The following is a 19,901-nucleotide window of genomic DNA, read 5'->3' on the forward strand; positions in this document are numbered from 1 at the left end:
GACATGGCAGGCAGGCGCCAACGCGAGAATTTTGTCAATTTCTCAGACCAACGAAGTGCCTCCCGTTCGGCTCTCGTGAGTGCGTCCGTCGCCCTGCGCGACGACTACGATCGACCGCAACGGCGGGGCGATAATCGCGTTCGCGAGCCGCTGTAGGTCGGGGCGAGGCCTGCACATTTCAGATGATCGCGAAAACGCCGCTTCCAGCGCCTCGCAGATATCCAGCGTACGCCGGTCGCCGCGAAACGGTCCGATGACCTGCAAACCGAACGGCATGCCGGCTTCGTCCTTCCCGCACGGCAAGCTTGCGGCCGGATTAGTGCACAGCGTGGTCACATAAGTCAACGCGAGCCATCGATAGTAGTTTTCCTGCGCACGACCGCCTACGCTGCTCGCGAACATCTGCGTCCACGGGAACGGCGAAACCGGCGTGGTCGGCGCGAGTATCACGTCGTAGCGGCCGAATAGCTGCTGAAAGCGTCGCGCGATGGCCGTTTGCGCCGCGTGCGCCGAGGCGGAATCGGCGAGCGTCATCGCCGCGCCCAGCTCGTAATTGGTGCGCGTATTCGGGCCGAGCGACTCGGGATCTTTCTCATACGCCGCGCGCAAACCCGCAACGAAACTCTCGGCACGAATCACGTCGAAGGCGCGATGTGCATCGGCGAGATCCACGTCGATCGGCTCGCAAACCGCGAACATCCCGCGCATGACCTCGAGCTTGCGGAGGAACGTGCGGCGAATATCGTCGTCGACATCGCACACGCCGAAATCTTCTGTCCAGCCCACGCGCAGGCGGCTCAAGTCAATCTCGCGCGGCGCGAGAAACGCCTCCGCATCCACCTCGTAGCTGAGCAAATCGCCGCTATCGAGGCCGACCGTGGCCGCGAGTTGCAGGCGCGCTTCCGCCACGTTGCGCCCCATCGGCCCGACCACGGAAATGGGCGTCCAGCCCAGCAGCTTTCGTGGACTCGGCACGAGCCCCGGCGACGGCCGAAAGCCCACCACGCCACACAACGCCGCCGGAATGCGCAGCGAGCCGCCCGTATCGGAGCCGGTACACACGGGCAGCATGTCGCACGCGAGCGCCGCCGCCGAACCGCCGGACGAGCCGCCCGCGTTGCGGTTCGGATCGAACGGATTGCCCGTTGCGCCCCACACGGGGTTGCGCGTATTCGCGCCCGCGCCCAGTTCCGGCACGTTGGTCTTGCCGACGACGATCGCGCCTGCCGCCCGCAAGCGCGCGACGAGCAGATTGTCCTCGGCTGGTACGAAATCGCGATACAGCGGCGAGCCGTGGGTGGTGAGCAAGCCCGCCGTGGCTTCGAGATCCTTGATGCCTGCGGGCAAACCATGCAGCAGACCAAGCGGCACGCCGCGCATCACAGCGTCTTCCGCCGCTTGCGCCGCGCGGCGAGCCGCGTCGAAGTCGGTGGCCGCCATGGCATTCACGTAGGGATCGAGCGCCTCGATACGCGCGATGCACGCCTCGGTGAGTTCGATTGGCGAAATGGCCTTGCTGCCAATCATCTTGCGCAACTCGGGCGCGGGCAATTCGACGATATTCATCTCGCTAGCGATCCGAATTATCGTCGCGCGGCAGCAGGTGTGCGTAGCGTTCGATGAAACTCGCGAGTGCCGCTTCCAAGCGCGCCATTTCCGCGTCGCCCACCGGCAAACTCAGCACCACATAGCCGCGCCGGGCGATGTAAATGCCCTGCTCGATCAGATGGAAGAACAACAGGTCCTTGAACTCGTTCATCCCGGCGTCGATGTCGCGTACCGAACGCACGGGCCGCCCGGTGATCTGCACATTCATCAACGAGCCAATGCCGATAAATCGCATCGCCACGTTTGATGCCGCAAAACGCGAGTTCAACGCTTCGCGCAATGCGTCGCCGCGCGCCGTGAGCGCACGCGCAGCCTCGGGCGTGAAGATCTGCGTGAGGCCGGTCCAGCCTGCCGCCATCGTCATCACGTTATTGTTGAAGGTGCCCGCGTGCTGCAATGCGCCGCTCCTGCGCGGATCGAACAACGCCATGATTTCGGCGCGGCCGCCGAACGCGCCGAACGACATGCCGCCACCAATGTACTTGCCAAGCGACGTGAGATCGGGCGCGACGCCGAGTTCGGCTTGCAAGCCGCCCGGCGCCAGCCGCGAGGTCATCACTTCGTCGAACATCAACAATGCGCCATGCGCGGTCGAAAGCTCGCGCAAGCCCTGCAAAAAGGCGGTTTCGCCGACGATGCAACCCGACGCGCCTTGCATCGGTTCGACGAGAATCGCCGCGACTTCGTTGACGTTTTCGTCAAGCAGACGTCGCACGCTGTCGAGATCGTTGTACTCGGCATAGAGAAACGCGTGCGGCACGTTGACGACATTTGCGCCGCGCCCGAAGCTGAGCACGCCCCCGTGATAGCCGCCCACGAATACGATCACCTTGCTGCGCCGCGTGAAGGCTTTCGCGGTGGCCAGCATCATCAGGTTGGCCTCGGTGCCCGAGTTCGTGAAGCGCACCGTTTCGAGCGAGGCGAAACGCTCGCACACAGCTTTGGCCAGACGAGATTCGAGCAGGTTATGGCCGCTCAGATTCAGGCCGTCGTCGAGCGCCGCGTCGATAGCCGCGCGAATCTGGGGATGCGAATGGCCGTAAATGCCCGCGCTGAATTCGGCGATGAAATCGAGGTATTCGTGACCGTCCGCGTCCCACAGGCGGCAGCCCTCGCCTTTCGCCATTGCCAGCGGAAACGGCTCGTAAAACAGCACCGAACGCGTGTTACCGCCGGGCATGACTTCGGTCGCGCGTTTGTATTGCTGCGCGCTTTGCGGGTTGCGCGCGGCGAACGCGGCAGCAGCAGCGGCCAGCGCTTCGCCGACCGTCGCGGCATCGCTGCGAGCGTGGACCTGGGTTTCGGGAAGAATCGACGTCGTCATTCGGTGTGTTCCTGCTTCGTTGATCGGTTGATCTTAACTTCATTGTACAGTGAACAAGTAATTTTCGCTGCGAAGCGCGCATCAAATCGACTTTTCGCGCGCGCGGTCGTTCATCACAACGAGCGCGGGAAGCGTGAACAACGCGCTGCCCGCGAGCAGCCAACCCGCGTTCGCGCTCGCGCCCGTCGAGGCGATCATCCACGTGGTGAGGAACGGCGAAAAGCCGCCGAGGATGGTCGCAAGTGCGCCGCCGAACGCCACGCCGGTGGAGCGCACGCGCGTCGGGAACATCTCCGCGAGCGCCGCCGGGCCCGCACCCGAATACATCGCGAACACCGCGTTCATGAGCAATTGCGTCCAGAAGAACGTCATGAAACCGATGCCCGAGACAATGAACGCATAGAGCGGATACGAAAGCAGCGCGAAGAACACGCAACTCGCGAGCAGCACAGGCTTGCGGCCGATGCGGTCGGACAGCGCGCCCATGAGCGGCGCGACGATCATCACCGTGGCGAGCGAGGCCGTGCTGGTCCAGAGTGCCTGCGTGCGCGAGATATGCGCATACTTATTCGCGAACGTGGGCATATACACCGCCACCATGTACGAACTCACGGCCCAGAAGATCACGAACGAAAACGCGTGAAACAGCGACTTCGCGAATTGCACGCCGCTCAATGTGTGAGCGCGCGCTGCCTCGCTCTCGAACGACGGTGACTCCTGCACGCGACGGCGCACGTACATACCCACCGGCCCGAGCAATGCGCCGAGAAAGAACGGGATTCGCCAACCCCACGAAGCGAGTGCGTTCGAATCGAGCGCGCTGCTAAGTATGGCCGCGACGAGCGAGCCCAGCAGCAGGCCCGCTGCGATGCTCGATTGCTGAAACGCGCCTAAGAAGCCGCGCCGGTTCGCGCCGCCCCACTCCACCAGAAACGCCGCCGCCGTGCCCCACTCGCCACCCGCCGCGAAACCCTGCACGAGACGCGCCGCCACCAGCAGCACGGACGCCCAGATGCCGATGCTCTCGTAAGTGGGCAGAAAGCCAATCGCAACAGTACTGAGCGCCATCAGGATCATGGTGGTGGCGAGCGTGATGTGGCGGCCGCGCACGTCGGCGATTCGGCCGAGCACGACACTGCCGATGGGCCGCGCGATGAAGCCCACGCCGAACACCGCGAATGAGGCCAACAACGAGGTGAATTCGTCCGTCGACGGGAAAAAGTTCTTCGCGATGATCGCCGCGAGAAAACCGTACACCCCGAAATCGAACCATTCGAGGATATAGCCGACCATACCTGCGCCGATGGCGCGCCGCTGCTCGGCGCGCAGCGTAGCGGGCGTGGTGGTATCGAAGGGAGCTGCGTGAGAGGAGCTGCTGTTCATGATCGCGTCCGGCAGAGAGACTGGAGATAGGAGTAGTGCGTTGGCGCAGTGGCGAGCATCAAAACTTGTGGCGAATGCCCACGCGCACGGCAAGCTGTTTGTCGTTGCCCGAGATCGGCAGCGTCACGAGCACGGCGCGCGCGCCGCCGTTGGCCTTGTCGTAGTTCGCGCTCAAGTACACATCGGTACGTTTCGAAAGCAGATAGTCGAGCACCGCGTTGAATTCGTTCCACTGATACGGCGACATCTTCGAGTAACCGTAGCCGCCCGCGAGCACAAGACCCGGCCGCAGCTCGCCGTGCAGGATCACGTTAAAGCTTTGCATCGTCGAGGCGTTCGCGCCCTTTTCGTAGCGCGTATTCGTGTACAAGCCCGAGAGGCCGACGATGCCGAAATCGTACGACGCGCCCACGCCGGCCGTGCGATAGCGATCGACCACCACGGCTCGCGACGAGAACGCCACGTTCGTGCCGAGGAAGCTGCCCACGCCAAGGCTGCTGCCGGGCGTGACCGTGTAGTCGTGAATGCTGGTGGCCGCCGCACCGATGCTGAACGGCCCATGCTCGTAGGTCGCGCTCAGGCTGTACGCCACGCCGTAGTTGTTCGCCGTGGCGCTGAGCGAATTGAAAGCGTATTGCGCGGAGAAATGCAGGCCGCGCACGGTCGGGCTCACGTACGTCACGACATTGTTGAGCCAGTTGCCGGAGATGCGGTCGTGGTCGCCCGCGTCGAACGCGTAGATGCCGGACCAATAGCCCGAGTGGTAGCGGATCAGCGTGGTCGTCATCTGGTCGTAGGTGCGGCCGAGGGAGAGCGTGCCGAAGCGGTCGCTTTGCAGCCCAACGTATGCCTGACGTCCAAATTCCAGGCCGCCCTGACGCGACGCGCCCGTGTTGGGATTGAAGCCGCCTTCGAGATTGAAGATGGCCTTCAGGCCGCCGCCCAGGTTTTCCGCGCCGCGAAAACCAAAGCGGTCGCCTTGGCTGATGCTGTCGTCCATGCGATACGCGTGATGGCCGCCCTGATTCGACACGAATGTGAGCCCGTCGTCGATCACGCCGTACAACGTGACCGACGATTGCGCGTGCGCAGCGGCGCTCGCCGCCATCACGCCTATTGCGCTCCCCAACGCTTTCCATTTCATAACGATCTCCGATACCCGTCGTGTGAATGTCGCGGCTGCACGTTGCAAGCCACTGGTCTGTTCCTCGAACATTATTTTGTTGTTCAGTGAACAAGACGAGGTTATAGGGCGATCAAAATGGAAACGCAACGAGGAAAAAAAGGAGATGCGTCCTGCGTCGCGGTGACGAGACAGTTGTGCGGTATACAATGAAAGCCTTGTCCGACCCGGCCCTACTTGACCGCACTGGCCAAGGGTGGCGCACGGGGCGCTTCATCGAATAACGGATCACATGTGAAGAAAGCCACCACCGCAAACGAAGCCGCAGCAAAAACGAAAGCGCCGGCTAAAACGTCGGCCAAAGCTTGGGCGGAAACGACCGCGAAACGCCCCAGCAGCACGACCAGAAAGAAAGCGGCACCTGCCAACAAGGCGCTTACGCGCGAGCGCATCGTCGCGGTGGCGATCGAGCAGATCGACCAGAACGGCCTCACGGCCTTCAGCCTGCGCGAAGTGGCACGCCAGCTCGACGTCTATCCCACCGCCGTGTATTGGCACGTGCCCAATCGCGACGCACTGCTCGCCGCCGTGGTCGAAGCGACCATGGCGGGCGTCACGCCCGAAATCGGCAAGCTCAGCTGGCAGGATTGGTTTCGCGAGTTGTTCCGCCGCTACCGCAAGTCGGTGCAGCAGCATCCGAATGTGGCGCAACTCGTGGGCGCGCAACTCGTGTCGAACGCCAGCCTGAGCCCGCTGCTGATCGACCGCATCCTCGCAGTGCTATTGCAGGCGGGCTGCGACGAAACACGCCTCGTCGACATGTACAACGTGGTGGTCGCGAGCATGGTCGGCTTCGCCACGCTCGAATTCGCGCCGCTGCCCACCGACGATCTCGCGGTCTGGACCAACCAGTTGCAGGAGAAAGTTCACGATATTCGCGCGCTCGAATACCCGACACTCGCGCGTCATCTCCCCGCGCTCGCGAATCGCGCGTTTATCGTGCGCTGGCAGAGCGGCAGCGAGGTGCCGCTCGATTCGAGCTTCGACACCTTCGTGGAAGTCACCATCGCGGGCATGGAGCGCATGCTCGCGCAATGAGTTGGGGATCGAGCCGCGTCAAACGAACGTCAGCAGACGGCGAGGATTGCGCGTAAGCAGCGTGTCGATTTCGTCCTGTGTGAAGCCACGCCGGAGCATGCGCGGCACGATATTGGCGAAGATGTGCTGATAGCCGTGGCCGCCGTAACGACCCAGGCGCGTGCGCGTGCAGATGTCATGGCTGATCAGCACGCGCTCGGCGTGACCATGGTCGAATAGCGAGCGCACCATGCGCAGGCGCGTGCCGTCGTTGGGCATGTCGATGTCGGACATCGGATACGCGCTCTGTTCCCAGCCGAACAGGTCGAATTCGATCACGCAGCCCGAGTCAGCGAGACGCAGCAGACGCTTGTCGTCGAAAATCGTGCGGTCGATATGGCTGATGATCACGCGCTCCAGCGGAAAGCCCAAACGCCGGATCGTATCGACGAGTTCCTGCGGCTGATCGGCGTGGCGTCCCGGATGAAGGTTGAGCGCCGCGCCGGTTTCCTGCTGCGCGAGCAGCGCGCCATGCACAACGCGCTTTTCCTGATCCGTCCACGGCGACTGGCAGCCTATCTCGCCGATCATGCCCGCGCGCACCGCCGTGCCCCACGCGCCTGCCGTGATCTGCCCGATCATCTCGCGCGCGAAGTCGTCTACGCTGCGCTTCGCGTTTGCCGGGTCCTGATACTCGTGCACGTAATGGCCGCAACCCATCACCACCTGCACGCCCGTTTCGCGCGCAATCTGCGCGAGTCCTTCGGGATCGGGCTTTAGCCCGCCCGTAGTCAAATCGACAATGGCAGCGCCACCCGCCGCGCGCAATTCCGCCAGTTCCTCGATCGCCACGTCCTTCTGGTCGAGCCGATAGTTCTTCAGCGAGGGCACCTGCCCGTAGTTGATCTTCCAGCAATTGCAAATGTCGATGTCGGTCTGATCGTGATCCGCGTCTTCGGCAAGGCGCGGCGGCACGAGGTCGATCAGCAGATGCTCGTGCATCAGCGTGGGACCGAGCTCGTCGGGCTCGATCAGACCGAGCACGGTCTGAATGCGACCCTTCCGTGAAAGAGGTTCGTTCATGTTGCGGCGTCCATGAGAGCGACGGAAGCGGCGAGCGTGAACTGGTACAGGCTCACGTTATCCCCAGGTTGATGCGTCCGCCAAGCGGGAATAGATTTCATTGTACGCTGAACAACGTAAAACTGTTCTTCGGTCAAAAAGATTTCGCCGAAACAACTTTTCCCGGAGACGACACCCATGAGCAAACCGAAAGTCGTCGTGACCATCGCGCCAACGGGCGGCATGGCGAGCAAGAAGCAGAATCCGCACTTGCCCACGCAACCGGACGAAATCGCGCGCGACGTGTACGACTGCTTCAACGCGGGCGCGAGCGTCGTGGCGATCCACGCGCGCCGGCCCGACGACGGCGCGACCTGCAATCCCGCGATCTATCGCGACATCAACGCCCGCATTCGCGCGCAATGCGACATCGTCATCAACAACTCGACGGGTGGCGGCGTGCACGGCGACATGATCGCGCAGGCGCCCAACGGCTATTGGGAGATTCTCTGGGAGGAACGGCTGAAGGGACTCGGAGCGGGCGCGGAAATGTGCACGCTCGACGCGACCACCATCATTGCGGGTTTCGACGACAAGGAACGGCTCATGCATACATCGCCGCAGCGCTCGAGGCAGCTCGCGGCGGAAATGAACAAGCGCGGCATCAAACCCGAGTGGGAAGTTTTCAGCCCGACGCATATCGCGCAGGACGTGGCGACGCTCACGGCCGCCGGTTTCGACACCGAACCGTTCTTCGTCAACATCGTGCTGGGCGCGCATCGTGGCTTTCAGAACGCCATGCCGTATACGGCGCGCGTCTTGCAGTCGATGGTGGATCTACTGCCGAAAAGCAGTATCTTTTGCGTGAGTGGCATCGGCACGGCGCAACTGCCTTCGGCAATGAATTCGCGCCTGCTGGACGGCTACGTGCGCGTGGGTCTCGAAGACAATCTGTACTACGGTCCCGGCGAACTCGCCACGAACGTGCAACTCACCGAGCGCATCGTGCGGCTCGTGCGCGAGATGGGTTACGAGCCAGCCACGCCGGCGGAGGCTCGCGACATCATCGGCTTGAGACCAGGCTCTCATTTGCATCGCTGATCGCAAATGTCGGTCTACGCGCCTTCGACATAGATCCGGAAAATTCACAGGGAACCCGATTTGTCGGTGCTCAGTCCACTCATCGCTCCGACTAATGGTCCGTCCAGGTGTGTCGAGATCTAACTCCGCCTTCCTCTCCCTTGACACCGTCGATCACGAAAATTTCGTTCGGTTGCGCGCCACTCGTATTCGCTCAGGCATTCGAACGTCTGCTTCGCTCCAGCATGGGACGTTTGGCTGTAACGATGCGACAGCAACGGGTCGAAATACGTCCGCCGAGTGATGCACCGTTAGTCCTACAGCCGTAGATTTTTCACTATGTTAAAAATAATTAGGATGACGAGATAAATGACCAATGCCTTCAACTGAAAAAGCGTGGGAACATGAACTAGCGTCTTTGCATCGACGGCTCGGCGACCTGTTCAAGCGTCCGGAGCCACGGCAACGGTCACTCGCGTACCTGAAAGGCTTGATGAGCACGGTCGAACGTAAAAACGGCTGGCAACTCTCCGAATGGATCGGCGAGTCGATACCCGATGGCGTGCAGCACCTGCTAGAGCGGGCGCAGTGGGATGTCCATGCCGCACGCGATTTATTGCGGGAGTATGTGGTTGAGCAGGTGGGTGAACGCGACGCGGTGCTGATCGTGGATGAGACAGGCTTTGTCAAGAAGGGGCAGCACTCGGCCGGTGTTCAACGCCAGTACAGTGGCACCGCTGGTCGTATCGAGAACAGCCAGATTGGCGTGTTCCTCTGCCATGCAGGCCGTGGCGGTAGCGCGTTTATTGATCGCGAGCTGTATGTGCCCAAGGCGTGGACCGACGACCGTATGCGCTGCAAGGCGGCGGGCATTCCCGGATCGGTGGAGTTTGCAGCGAAGCCGCCGCCTCGGCGGCTTGTTTGAACGTCACACTTGGCGCATCAGCGGCTGCGCGCTCGGTCTGGACACGGCGGCGATTCTCAATTGGATCGATGCCCTGCTTCACCAAGACCCGGCACTCGACAGCCTCTTTTGGGACCGCTGCCAGGGAGAGAACCGAGAGAGCGCCCAGCCCCATCTCACGCGATCGCCCGGCGAGCATAAATTTGTAGACCCACGACCTCGAGCCGCTCAGCGTGATCTGCAAATACAGGCCGCCACCGTCAGCGTAATATCCCGGATCGACCAGCTTCGCGATGCCCATTGCGGTCAGCCGGTGCAGTTGCCGCGCCATCCCTCACCCCCAAATCCACCCCCAAAAGAGGCTTCAATTCTGCGGGAACATGAGAGGCCGAGCAAGAATGGCGACACCCCCAAAACGCCCACCAGATAAGGCTCAGGAGGTGATGATCGGGAGTAAACGAGAAAGCTTGAGAGCGTTGAGTGGCGGAAGGCAGCTGGAGTCGAACCAACCCGGGAACGATTGACGTCCCCAACCAGGTTTGAAGCCTGGCCGCACCACCGGATACGAATGCCTTCCGCGAGCGTGCCGCGCGCCGCCACGCCGACTGAAACATCTACGGGAGCTCGCGTTTCGCGCTCTCCCCGCGCAGCAGGTGGCGGTCGCGGTGAAAGCGAGTATACCCAACCCGGTCGAAGAATTCGAGAATCTGGATCGCGCGTTTGCGGCCCAGGCCGGTCGCGTCGCGGAACGTCGCCGCGTCCACCGAGCCGCCGCCCTGCTCCGCCAGCGCGGCGATGATCCGCGCGAGCTCGGCCACCACCTCGCGCGCGTAGAACAGGTCGCGCACCACCTGATGCACGTCGCCGCGCCGCGCGAGCTTGCGCAGCAGCGTGCGCACCGTCTCCTCGCCGGCGCCCGTCGCGGTCGCGAGATCGCGCACCCACGGCGCATCGAAGCGCCCCGCCGCCAGCAGCGGCAGCAGGCGCTGCGCGAGCGCCTCGTCGGCGGGCTCGAGGCTTGCCGTGTGCGTTGGCAAATGCACCCACTGCCCCTGCCGCACCACGCTGCCCTCGGCCACCATCGCATCGATCAGCGCGCGCCACAGCGGCTCGTCGGCGAGCGGCAGCGCGATGCGGCGCAGCCGCCCGAGTTCCGGCCCCGGCTCGTCGGGCGTGCGCTCGTGGAACACGGCCAGCGCCTCCAGCACGCGCCGGCGCAGCGCCTCGCGATAACGCGGCGCGATCGCGCGCGGCCCGTCCGCGCCGGGCACCACGGCCGCGTTCCCGGGCAGCGGCAGCGCCTCGGCGGCCAGCCCGGTCAGATGCACCAGCGTCGCGATCGGCACGCCGAGCGGCGCCTCGTCGAGCAGTGGCCCGAGCTGCCCCTCGTCGAGCCACGCGGCCAGCGCGTCGAGCCACGCGCGGCGCGCGAGGGTCCGGCGCTTGTGCGCGGGACCGAACGGATCGAGCACGCGGCCGCCGCCCACGGTGCGCGTGGCCTGCGCGTTGCGCACGATGAAGCGGTCGCCGGGCATCGCGAATACGGGCGCGTCGAACACCAGCTGCACGCGGCCGCGCTGCCCGGCGGCCAGCGCGTCGCCGTCGATCGGCACGACGTGCGCGACTTGATGCTGCGTGCCGAGATGCACGTGCAGCGGCGCCCAGTGCGTGAGCGTGAGATTAGCGTCGGCCAGCAGGCTCAGTTCGACGTCGATGCGCGGCGACACGCTCGCGAGCCGCGCATCGGCCACCACGTCGCCGCGCGCGAGCGCGGCCTTGTCGATGCCGGCCAGGTTCAGCGCGCAGCGCTCGCCGGCACGTCCGGTGTCGGCGGCCCGGTTCTGCGCGTGCAGGCCGCGCACGCGCACGACGTCGCCGGAGCGCGCGACGGTCAGCGCCTCGCCGGCGCGCACGCGCCCGGCGAACGCGGTACCGGTCACCACGGTGCCCTGCCCGCTCAGCGTGAACACGCGGTCGACGGCAAGCCGGAACAGCCCGTCGTCGCGCCGCGCGCGCCATCGCGCGGCCAGCTCGCGCAGCGCGGTGCCGAGCGCGGCCACGCCGGCGTCGCCGGCCTGCGTGGCGCGCGTCTCGAAGATCGGCGCGGCGGCGAGCGCGGTGCCGGCCAGCTCGGCGCGAATCTCGTCGGCCACGCGGGCGAGGCGCGCGGCGTCCACGCGATCGCATTTGGTCAGCGCGACGAGCCCGTGCGTGACGCCGAGCAGTTGCAGGATCGCGAGATGTTCGCGCGTTTGCGGCATCACGCCGTCGTCGGCGGCGATCACGAGCAGCGCCACGTCGATCCCGCAGGCGCCGGCGGCCATGGTGTGAACCAGCCGCTCGTGGCCAGGCACGTCGATCATGCCGAGCACGTCGCCGTTGTCGAGCGGCGTGTAGGCATAACCGAGCTCGATCGAGATGCCGCGCGCCTTCTCCTCCTTCAGCCGGTCGGTGTCCACGCCGGTCAGCGCGCGCACCAGCGTGGTCTTGCCGTGGTCGATGTGGCCCGCGGTGCCGACGATCATGAGCGCGCGCCTCCGGGTTCGCCCGGCGCGGCGGCGGTCGTGGCGGCAGCCATGCACTGCGCGATCAGCGTGGCCTCGTCGGCGGCTTCGAGACAGCGCAGGTCGAGCCGCAGCGCGTCGTCGGCGATGCGGCCGATCACGGGCCGCGGCCACTCGCGCAACCGCGCCTCCAGCTGCCCGAGCGCGCGGCCGCTGCGCTTCGTGCCCACGGCGCGCACCACGAGCCCATGGCTCGGCAGCACGTCCACCGGCAGCGCGCCGCTGCCGATCTGGCTGAACATCGGCTCGGCGCTGACCGCGAACGCCTCGCCGACGGCGCGCTGGAACGCGGGCAGCAGGCGCTCGGCCGTGGCCGCGATCTCGGCCTGCGCTCGCGTGAGCAGGCGCAGCGTGGTGAGCCGTTCGCGCAGGAATTCGGGCGCGCGATAGAGCCGCAGCACGGGTTCGAGCGCGGCCAGCGTGAGCTTGCCGACGCGCAGCGCGCGCTTGAGCGGATGCTTCTTGATCCTCGCGACGAGTTCGCGCGAGCCGACGATCAGGCCGGCCTGCGGGCCGCCGAGCAGCTTGTCGCCGCTGAACGTGACGAGATCGGCGCCGGCGGCGATGGTGTCGCGCACGGTGGGCTCGTGCGGCAGCCCCCATTGCGAGAGATCGACGAGCGTGCCACTGCCGAGATCGACGGCCACCGGCACGCCGCGCTCGCGGCCGAGCGGCGCGAGTTCCTCGATCGGCACTTCCCTGGTGAAGCCGCTGATCGCGTAGTTGCTGCAGTGAACCTTCATCAGCAGCGCGGTGCGCGGCCCGATCGCCTCGGCATAGTCGCGCGCGTGGGTGCGGTTGGTGGTGCCGACCTCGCGCAGCCGCGCGCCGGCGCGGCTCATGATGTCGGGAATCCGGAACGCGCCGCCGATCTCCACGAGTTCGCCGCGCGAGACGATCACCTCCTTCCTCGACGCGAGCGCGGACAGCGTGAGCAGCACGGCGGCGGCATTGTTGTTGACGACGGTGGCGGCCTCGGCGCCGGTCAGCTCGCAGATCAGGCCGTCTATCAGGTCGTCGCGGTCGCCGCGCTTGCCGGTGTCGAGATCGAACTCCAGGTTCATCGGCCGCGTCAGCGCGGCTACCACGTCGCGCACGGCCTCGTCGGGCAGCAGCGCGCGCCCGAGGTTGGTGTGCAGCACGGTGCCGGTCAGGTTGAACACGGGCTTCAGCACGCTCGCGTCGGCCGCCGCGAGCCGTGTGCGGACCTCGGCGGCAATGCCGGCGTCGTCGGGCGCGCTCACGCCGGCCGGATCGCGCCGCGCGCGCTCGCGCCAGGCGTCGAGCGCGGCGCGCACGGCGCCGAGCACGCGCGTGCGGCCATGGCTGGCGATCAGCGGGCGCACCGCGTCGGACGACACGATCCGCTCCACCGACGGCACGCGCGCGAGCAGCGCCTTCAGTTCGGTCAAGCCGTTATCGCTATCACTCAAAGGCGTGCTCCGCTCAGGCGTCGGACGACGACAGCTCGGGCCACAGCAGCGGATTCGGCGACGCGCGCTGGTAGCCGGCCTCGTTCATCAGCAGGTCGAGCGTGAGGCTGGCGAGATCGTCGGCGAGCGGCTCGAACGCGTAGTCCTTGTCCTGGTAGCCGATCTTGCGATAGGTATGGCATTCGTCGCACGATTCGGCCTTGATCGCCTCGCTGCCGCCCTCCACGCCGTGATAGGCGATGCCCTTGGTCGAATCGCAGTGCGAGCACTTGGTGCGCACCATGTGCCATTCGCTCGTGCAGAGCGAGCATTGCAGGAAGCGATAGCCGTTGTACTGGCCGCCGACGCGGATCACGCTCGCGACCGGATGCGAGCCGCACACGGGGCACAGGCCGGGCTGGTCGAGATACGGCACGTCGCCGGGCGCCACGCGCGAGGCGAGATCGGTCCACACCACCTGCAGCGCGGCCGCGATGAACGGCGCCGAGGCGGGCTCGACCTCGGCGAGCCGCAGCGCGACGATCGCGTCGGCCTGCGCGTCGAGTTCGGCCGCGCTTTTCAGGCGCAGCGCGTCGATCAGCTTCGCGAGCGGCGGCGTGACGAGCCCGGCCCGCTCGATGCCGTCGAGCAGGCGCTGCAGCACGGTGCGCCATTGCGGATCGCGCGCGCCCGTCATCGCCGGCAGCACCGGCATCGAATGGGCCTGCGCCTGGCGGATCGCCTCGGCGCTGGGCGGCGCGGCGTCGAGCGTGTCGAGCACGGCCTGCTGCGCGTCGGCGAGCGTCGCCATCAGGCGCAGGTAGCCGGCAATCGGATTGAGGTCGGCGAGCTTGCGCAGCCGCGCGGCGCGCTCGGCGAACACGCTGGCGCGCTCGGGCAGCCGGAAGCGCGGAATCGCCGAATGATCGAGCGCCGCGATGTCGTTCGGATCGAGTATGCGTTGTGTCACGTGGGTCACCCAGTACAGTCTGTGCCGGCGCCGCCGGGGCGCCGGATGATTCGCCGCGACCGGCATGCGCGGGGCGCGATCGCCGCCGCGAGGATCGATGCCGATCGGGAATGAAGGCCGGCTCGCAGGGCCGGCCGGGGCAGCCGACGGCCGGCAAAGCGCCGCCGTGAAGCATACCGCTTCCGCGCGGCCGACGCCACGAACCGGGCCGTGGCGCGAGCCTGGCAGGCCACGCCGCGTGCGATCGCTTCGTATCCGGAAACAATCGCCTCGCCCGTGGCCGGTCGTGCTCCGGCAACAGGGGCCATCCGCGGATGGCCCCGATCGGCGCCGGCCGGCCCTGACGCGCGCCGGCCGGCGCCCGATGGCGAGCGCGGCGCCACGCGCCTAGCGCGCGCGGCCCGACTCCTTCACCGCCTGACGGAACCACTTCGGATGGTGCTTGCGCGCCCAGCCGAACGACACCGTGCCGCGCACCATCGCGCCGATCGAGCCCTTCACCCACAGCGCCGCGTAGATGTGGACGATGATGCTGGCGATCAGCACGAACGCGGCGGCCGCGTGCGCCACGGCCGCGAGCCGGATGATCCCGATCGGGAAATAGAACGAGAAGTACCGGCGCCAGATCACGATGCCCGACAGCAGCAGCACCAGCAGGCAGGTGACGAGCGTGAAGAACAGCAGCTTCTGCCCGGCGTTGTAGCGCCCGACGGGCGGCAGGTTTTCCTCGCGGTTGTTCAGCACGTCGTTCATCTGACCGAGCCAGCGGCGGTCGTCGGCATCGATCAGGTTGTGATGCCAGTAGCGCACCACCATGATCGCGAACGACACGAACATCACCACGCCGACGAACGGATGCAGGATGCGCGTCCACTGCCCGCCGCCGAACAGCGCGGTGAGCCAGAACATCGACGGATGAAACAGCGCGAGGCCGGACAGCGCGAGCAGCACGAACGAGATCGCGGTGATCCAGTGGTTCGAGCGTTCGTTCGCGGAGTAGCGGACGATCAGGTTCGGGTCCTGGTGGCTCATTTCACGTCCTCCTTGATCCGGCTGGCTTCCTCACGGGCGGCGGCGTCCTCTTCCTCCGTCACCTCGTTCGGACCGACCCGCGTGTAGTGGAAGAACCCGGCCAGCGCGGTCAGCGCGAGGCCGGCCACCGCCAGCGGCTTGGCGATGCCCTTCCAGAGCTTCACGAACGGGCTGATCGACGGATTGTCGGGCAGGCCGTGGTACAGCGACGGCTTGTCCGCGTGATGCAGCACGTACATCACGTGCGTGCCGCCCACGCCCTGCGGGTCGTACAGCCCCGCGTGGGCGAAGCCGCGATCCTTGAGGTCCTCGATCCGGTCGGCCGCCTGGCGCTTCATGTCCTCCTTGGTGCCGAACATGATGGCGCCGGTCGGGCAGGTCTTCACGCAGGCGGGTTCCTGGCCGACGGCCACGCGATCCGAGCACAGCGTGCATTTGTAGGCACGGTTGTCCTGCTTCGAGATGCGCGGGATGTTGAACGGGCAGCCGGTCACGCAATAGCCGCAACCGATGCAGTTCTCCTCGTGGAAATCGACGATGCCGTTGTTGTACTGCACGATCGCGCCCGGCGACGGGCAGGCCTTCAGGCAGCCGGGATCCTCGCAGTGCATGCAGCCGTCCTTGCGGATCAGCCACTCGAGGTCGCCGGCCGGGTTCTCGTATTCGGAGAACCGCATGACCGTCCACGAATGCTCGGTCAGGTCGGCCGGATTGTCGTAGACGCCGACGTTGGTGCCAACCTCGTCACGCAGGTCGTTCCACTCCATGCAGGCCGTCTGGCACGCCTTGCAGCCGATGCACTTCGACACGTCGATCAGCTTCGCGACGGTGCCCGTGACCGGATCGCGCGCGGTGGGCGGCGGGGTGGTGGTGGCGGACACCCGTTTGATGTCCAGTGATTGCAATGCCATCTCGGGTTCCCCTTATGCCTTTTCCACTTTCACCAGGAACGACTTGAATTCCGGTGTCTGCGAGTTGCCGTCGCCGACCGACGGAGTCAGGGTGTTCGCGAGATAGCCGGGCTTCGTCAGCCCCTTGAAGCCCCAGTGCAACGGAATGCCCACCGTCTGCACCTTGCGCCCCTCCACCATCAGCGGCTTGATCCGCTTGGTCACGAGCGCCACCGCCACGATGTAGCCGCGGTTCGACGACACCTTCACGCGGTCGCCATGCACCACGCCCACCTCCTTCGCCAGATCCTCGCCGATCTCGACGAACTGCTGGGGCTGCACGATCGCATTGAGCCGCGCGTGCTTGGTCCAGTAGTGGAAGTGCTCGGTGAGCCGGTAGGTGGTGGCCGTGTGCGGGAACTTGTCCGGCGTGCCGAACGAGGCCCGGTCGTCCGGGAACACGCGCGCGGCCGGGTTGTTCAGCGCGCGCGGGTTGCCCGGATTGAGCGGGTTGGCCGCGAGCGGCGTCTCGAACGGCTCGTAGTGCTCGGGGAACGGACCTTCGTTCATGCCGTCGCGGGCGAAGAAGCGCGCCACGCCTTCCGGGTTCATGATGAACGGTCCCATGCCGGTCTCGGGCGCCTCGTCGACCTTGTAGTCGGGCACGTCGGCCCCGCCCCAGGCGCGACCGTTCCAGCCGATCAGCTTGCGGGTGGGATCGAACGGCTTGCCGGCCGTGTCGCAGGACGCACGGTTGTAGAGGATCCGCCGGTTCGCGGGCCACGCCCAGGCCCAGTTCAGGGTCTGGCCGATGCCGGTCGGGTCGGCGTTGTCGCGCCGCCCCATCTGGTTGCCGGCCGCCGTCCACGCGCCGCAGAAGATCCAGCAGCCGCTCGCGGTGCTGCCGTCGTCCTTCAGCTGCGCGAAGCCGGCCAGCTGCTCGCCGCGCTTGACCAGCACCTTGGTCGGGTCCTTCGGGTCGGTCAGGTCGGCCAGCGCGCGGCCGTTGAACTCCATCGCGAGTTCCTCGGGCGTCGGGCTCTCCGGGTTCGCATACGGCCAGGTCAGATTGACGATCGGGTCCGGATACTTGCCGCCGTCCTTCTTGTAGGCCTCGCGCATGCGCAGGAAGATCCCCGACATGATCTCGAGGTCGCTGCGCGCCTCGCCCGGCGCGTCCGCGCCCTGCCAGTGCCATTGCAGCACGCGGCCCGAATTGACGAGCGAGCCGCGCTCCTCGGCGAAGCAGGTGGTGGGCAGCCGGAACACCTCGGTCTGCACCGCGGACGGATCGACCACGTTGTAGTCGCCGTGCGGCTTCCAGAACTCGGACGTTTCGGTGGCGAGCGGATCCATGACCACGAGCCACTTCAATTTGGCCAGCGCGGCCGCGGTCTTCACCTTCGCGGGCGCGGCCGCGAGCGGGTTGAAGCCCTGGCAGATGTAGCCGTTCATCTTGCCCTGCGCCATCAGCTCGATGGTCTGCAGCAGGTCGTAGGGCTTGTCGAGCTTGGGCAGGTAGTCGTAGCCGAAGTTGTTCTCGGCGGTGGCCGCGTCGCCCCACCACGACTTCATGAAGCTCACGAAGAAGGCGCGGTAGTTCTTCCAGTAGCTGAGCTGGTTGGGCCGCAGCGGCTGCGTTGCGCGCTTGCCGATGTAGGCCTCGTAGTCCTGCTCGGCCTGCGAGGGCAGCGTCATGTAGCCGGGCAGCAGGTTCGACATCAGGCCGAGGTCGGTCAGCCCCTGGATGTTCGAGTGGCCGCGCAGCGCGTTCATGCCGCCGCCGGCGATGCCGATGTTGCCGAGCAGCAGCTGCACCATCGCGCCGGTGCGGATCATCTGCGCGCCGACCGAGTGGTGAGTCCAGCCGAGCGCGTAGAGGATCGTGCCGGCGCGACCGGGCACGGCCGTGGTCGCGAGCATCTCGCACACCTTCAGGAACTTGTCCCTGGGCGTACCGCAGGTCTTCTCGACCATCTCGGGCGTGTAGCGCGCGTAGTGCTGCTTCATCAGGTTGTAGACGCAGCGCGGATGCGAAAGCGTCGGGTCGACCTTCACGAAGCCGTCGTCGCCACGCTCGTAATCCCACGTGGCCTTGTCGTAGCTGTGCTTGTCCGGGTTGTAGCCGGAGTAGATCCCGTCGTTGAAGGCGAAATCCTCACGGACGATGAACGGGAAATCCGTGTAGTTGCGCACGTACTCGTGCTGGATCTTGTCGTTCGCGAGCAGGTAGTTGATCACCCCGCCGAGGAACGCGATGTCCGTGCCGGTACGAATCGGTGCGTAGTAGTCCGCCACCGATGCCGTGCGCGTGAAACGCGGGTCGACCACGATCAGCCGCGCCTTGCGGTGCGCCTTCGCCTCGGTCACCCATTTGAAGCCACAGGGGTGGGCTTCAGCGGCATTGCCGCCCATTACCAGAATGATGTCTGCGTTCTTGATGTCGACCCAATGGTTCGTCATCGCGCCGCGGCCAAACGTCGGGGCAAGACCTGCCACCGTCGGGCCGTGTCAGACACGCGCCTGGTTGTCGAACGCGAGCATCCCGAGACTGCGAATCGTCTTGTGGGTCAGGTAACCCACTTCGTTGCTGCCGGCCGACGCGGCCAGCATGCCGGTGGTCAGCCAGCGGTTGACCTTCTGGCCGTCCGGCGTGGTCTCGACGAAGTTCGCGTCGCGGTCTTCCTTCATCAGCTTCGCGATGCGGTCGAGCGCCGCTTCCCACGAGATCGGCTCCCACTTGTCGGAGCCGGGCGCGCGGTATTCGGGCTGCGTGAGCCGGCTCGGGCTGTGGATGAAGTCGATCAGGCTCGCGCCCTTCGGGCACAGCGTGCCGCGGTTCACCGGATGGTCGGGATCGCCTTCGATATGGATGATGCTCGACTTGGCGTTCTTCGCGCCGTCACCGAGGGAGTACATCAGGATCCCGCAGCCCACCGAGCAATACGGGCAGGTGTTGCGGGTTTCGACGCTACGCGCCAGCTTGTATTGGCGAACCTCCGCGAGCGCGTCGGCGGGCGAGAATCCCAACAGGGCGAGACTCGAGCCGGCGAGCGTGGAGGCGGTCACCTTCAAGAACTGGCGCCGGGACAGGTGGAGCATGATGGTCTCGGCGGTGAGGTAGGGGGGACGTAAGGTTTTCATATGACGACTGGGTCGCGAGGCGATTTTACGCGTTTCGTCTCATTTCGTTTATAGGAAACCGTTTTTCCGATAGCTAGTCGGGTCCGCCCGGATTCGAGGATTTGGTCAATCGCACGACGCCGCCGGCGCCGCTGCGATCTCCCCGGCGCCTTTCGCCACAAGGCTTTCCGCGATTCTCCCACACGCGTCGTCATATCCCAAAAAACATAGCGACTGACGGCGCTTCAATCATTGGCGACGCAACACGACAAGGACTTCTGCGAATCCCTTATCAATCGATTCATCATCGGAAATGCCATGCCTTCACCTCGCTATATATATAAAAGCA

Annotated in this window: 14 protein-coding genes, 1 tRNA gene and 1 pseudogene; 3 read left to right on the forward strand and 13 right to left on the reverse strand. The window is 65.7% G+C overall.

Going from position 1 to position 19,901, the window contains the following annotated elements:
* Nucleotides 1-42 precede the first annotated feature (42 nt).
* From bpln_RS26940 to bpln_RS26955, 4 genes are all read right to left on the reverse strand, one after another.
* The gene (locus bpln_RS26940) at nt 43-1,566 is read right to left on the reverse strand and encodes an amidase (RefSeq protein WP_055140535.1); all 1,524 of its coding nucleotides are present in this window, start codon (nt 1,564-1,566) and stop codon (nt 43-45) included.
* A gap of 4 nt (nt 1,567-1,570) precedes the next feature.
* Nucleotides 1,571-2,932, reverse strand: a complete 1,362-nt coding sequence (locus bpln_RS26945) for an aspartate aminotransferase family protein (protein WP_055140536.1) — start codon at nt 2,930-2,932, stop codon at nt 1,571-1,573.
* 81 nt (nt 2,933-3,013) lie between these two features.
* Nucleotides 3,014-4,315, reverse strand: coding sequence for an MFS transporter (locus bpln_RS26950; protein WP_055140537.1), 1,302 nt, complete (start codon nt 4,313-4,315; stop codon nt 3,014-3,016).
* A 58-nt stretch (nt 4,316-4,373) separates the two neighbouring features.
* Nucleotides 4,374-5,531 (reverse strand): porin, encoded by a 1,158-nt coding sequence (locus bpln_RS26955; RefSeq protein ID WP_244131952.1) that lies wholly within the window; start codon nt 5,529-5,531, stop codon nt 4,374-4,376.
* A gap of 201 nt (nt 5,532-5,732) precedes the next feature.
* On the opposite strand from bpln_RS26955, the gene bpln_RS26960 reads away from it, so the two are divergent.
* Nucleotides 5,733-6,536 (forward strand): TetR/AcrR family transcriptional regulator, encoded by an 804-nt coding sequence (locus tag bpln_RS26960; protein ID WP_082465453.1) that lies wholly within the window; start codon nt 5,733-5,735, stop codon nt 6,534-6,536.
* 18 nt (nt 6,537-6,554) lie between these two features.
* Here the strand turns inward: bpln_RS26960 and bpln_RS26965 are convergent, their stop codons facing one another.
* A complete protein-coding gene (locus bpln_RS26965) occupies nt 6,555-7,598 on the reverse strand; it encodes a phosphotriesterase family protein (RefSeq protein ID WP_055140539.1) in 1,044 nt (347 codons plus the stop codon).
* 177 nt (nt 7,599-7,775) lie between these two features.
* Here bpln_RS26965 and bpln_RS26970 point away from each other — a divergent pair, with 177 nt between their 5' ends.
* Both bpln_RS26970 and bpln_RS26975 read left to right on the forward strand, forming a co-directional pair.
* Nucleotides 7,776-8,678, forward strand: coding sequence for a beta-keto acid cleavage family enzyme (locus bpln_RS26970; RefSeq protein WP_055140540.1), 903 nt, complete (start codon nt 7,776-7,778; stop codon nt 8,676-8,678).
* Nucleotides 8,679-9,033: 355 nt separating this feature from the next.
* Nucleotides 9,034-9,561, forward strand: a pseudogene (locus bpln_RS26975) (IS701 family transposase); the annotation flags it as partial.
* On the opposite strand, the gene bpln_RS34560 reads toward bpln_RS26975, so the two are convergent.
* From bpln_RS34560 to fdnG, 8 genes are all read right to left on the reverse strand, one after another.
* Nucleotides 9,461-9,892, reverse strand: a complete 432-nt coding sequence (locus bpln_RS34560) for an integrase arm-type DNA-binding domain-containing protein (protein WP_148654192.1) — start codon at nt 9,890-9,892, stop codon at nt 9,461-9,463. The pseudogene bpln_RS26975 and the gene bpln_RS34560 sit on opposite strands and share 101 nt — an antisense overlap.
* Nucleotides 9,893-10,042: 150 nt before the next feature.
* Nucleotides 10,043-10,138: transfer RNA gene (locus bpln_RS26980), tRNA-Sec, on the reverse strand.
* A gap of 37 nt (nt 10,139-10,175) precedes the next feature.
* Entirely contained in the window at nt 10,176-12,086 is a 1,911-nt protein-coding gene (gene selB, locus bpln_RS26985; protein WP_055141238.1) for a selenocysteine-specific translation elongation factor, read from the reverse strand.
* Complete coding sequence (selA, locus tag bpln_RS26990; RefSeq protein WP_055140542.1) at nt 12,083-13,558, reverse strand: L-seryl-tRNA(Sec) selenium transferase; 1,476 nt, start codon at nt 13,556-13,558, stop codon at nt 12,083-12,085. The genes selB and selA overlap by 4 nt, the downstream gene beginning before the upstream one ends.
* Nucleotides 13,559-13,571: 13 nt before the next feature.
* On the reverse strand, nt 13,572-14,507 hold the full coding sequence (fdhE, locus tag bpln_RS26995) for a formate dehydrogenase accessory protein FdhE (RefSeq protein WP_042629492.1): 936 nt from the start codon (nt 14,505-14,507) through the stop codon (nt 13,572-13,574).
* Nucleotides 14,508-14,894: 387 nt separating this feature from the next.
* Nucleotides 14,895-15,539: a formate dehydrogenase subunit gamma gene (locus bpln_RS27000; RefSeq protein ID WP_042628215.1), complete on the reverse strand. Its 645-nt coding sequence runs from the start codon at nt 15,537-15,539 to the stop codon at nt 14,895-14,897.
* A complete protein-coding gene (gene fdxH, locus bpln_RS27005; protein WP_042628216.1) occupies nt 15,536-16,450 on the reverse strand; it encodes a formate dehydrogenase subunit beta in 915 nt (304 codons plus the stop codon). Before fdxH ends, bpln_RS27000 begins: the two co-directional genes overlap by 4 nt.
* 12 nt (nt 16,451-16,462) lie before the next feature.
* A complete protein-coding gene (gene fdnG, locus bpln_RS27010) occupies nt 16,463-19,531 on the reverse strand; it encodes a formate dehydrogenase-N subunit alpha (RefSeq protein ID WP_082465538.1) in 3,069 nt (1,022 codons plus the stop codon).
* Between the last annotated feature and the right edge of the window lie 370 nt (nt 19,532-19,901).

The sequence above is a fragment of the Burkholderia plantarii genome (genome assembly GCF_001411805.1).
Lineage (GTDB): Bacteria > Pseudomonadota > Gammaproteobacteria > Burkholderiales > Burkholderiaceae > Burkholderia > Burkholderia plantarii.

What these genes read in the sequence shown, in the direction of transcription:
- bpln_RS26955 (WP_244131952.1), bottom strand. Translation starts at nt 5,531, where the DNA reads ATGTTCGAGGAACAGACCAGTGGCTTGCAACGTGCAGCCGCGACATTC.
- bpln_RS34560 (WP_148654192.1), bottom strand. Translation starts at nt 9,892, where the DNA reads ATGGCGCGGCAACTGCACCGGCTGACCGCAATGGGCATCGCGAAGCTG.
- bpln_RS26945 (WP_055140536.1), bottom strand. Translation starts at nt 2,932, where the DNA reads ATGACGACGTCGATTCTTCCCGAAACCCAGGTCCACGCTCGCAGCGAT.
- fdxH (WP_042628216.1), bottom strand. Translation starts at nt 16,450, where the DNA reads ATGGCATTGCAATCACTGGACATCAAACGGGTGTCCGCCACCACCACC.
- bpln_RS26970 (WP_055140540.1), top strand. Translation starts at nt 7,776, where the DNA reads ATGAGCAAACCGAAAGTCGTCGTGACCATCGCGCCAACGGGCGGCATG.
- bpln_RS26950 (WP_055140537.1), bottom strand. Translation starts at nt 4,315, where the DNA reads ATGAACAGCAGCTCCTCTCACGCAGCTCCCTTCGATACCACCACGCCC.
- selB (WP_055141238.1), bottom strand. Translation starts at nt 12,086, where the DNA reads ATGATCGTCGGCACCGCGGGCCACATCGACCACGGCAAGACCACGCTG.
- bpln_RS27000 (WP_042628215.1), bottom strand. Translation starts at nt 15,539, where the DNA reads ATGAGCCACCAGGACCCGAACCTGATCGTCCGCTACTCCGCGAACGAA.
- bpln_RS26940 (WP_055140535.1), bottom strand. Translation starts at nt 1,566, where the DNA reads ATGAATATCGTCGAATTGCCCGCGCCCGAGTTGCGCAAGATGATTGGC.
- bpln_RS26965 (WP_055140539.1), bottom strand. Translation starts at nt 7,598, where the DNA reads ATGAACGAACCTCTTTCACGGAAGGGTCGCATTCAGACCGTGCTCGGT.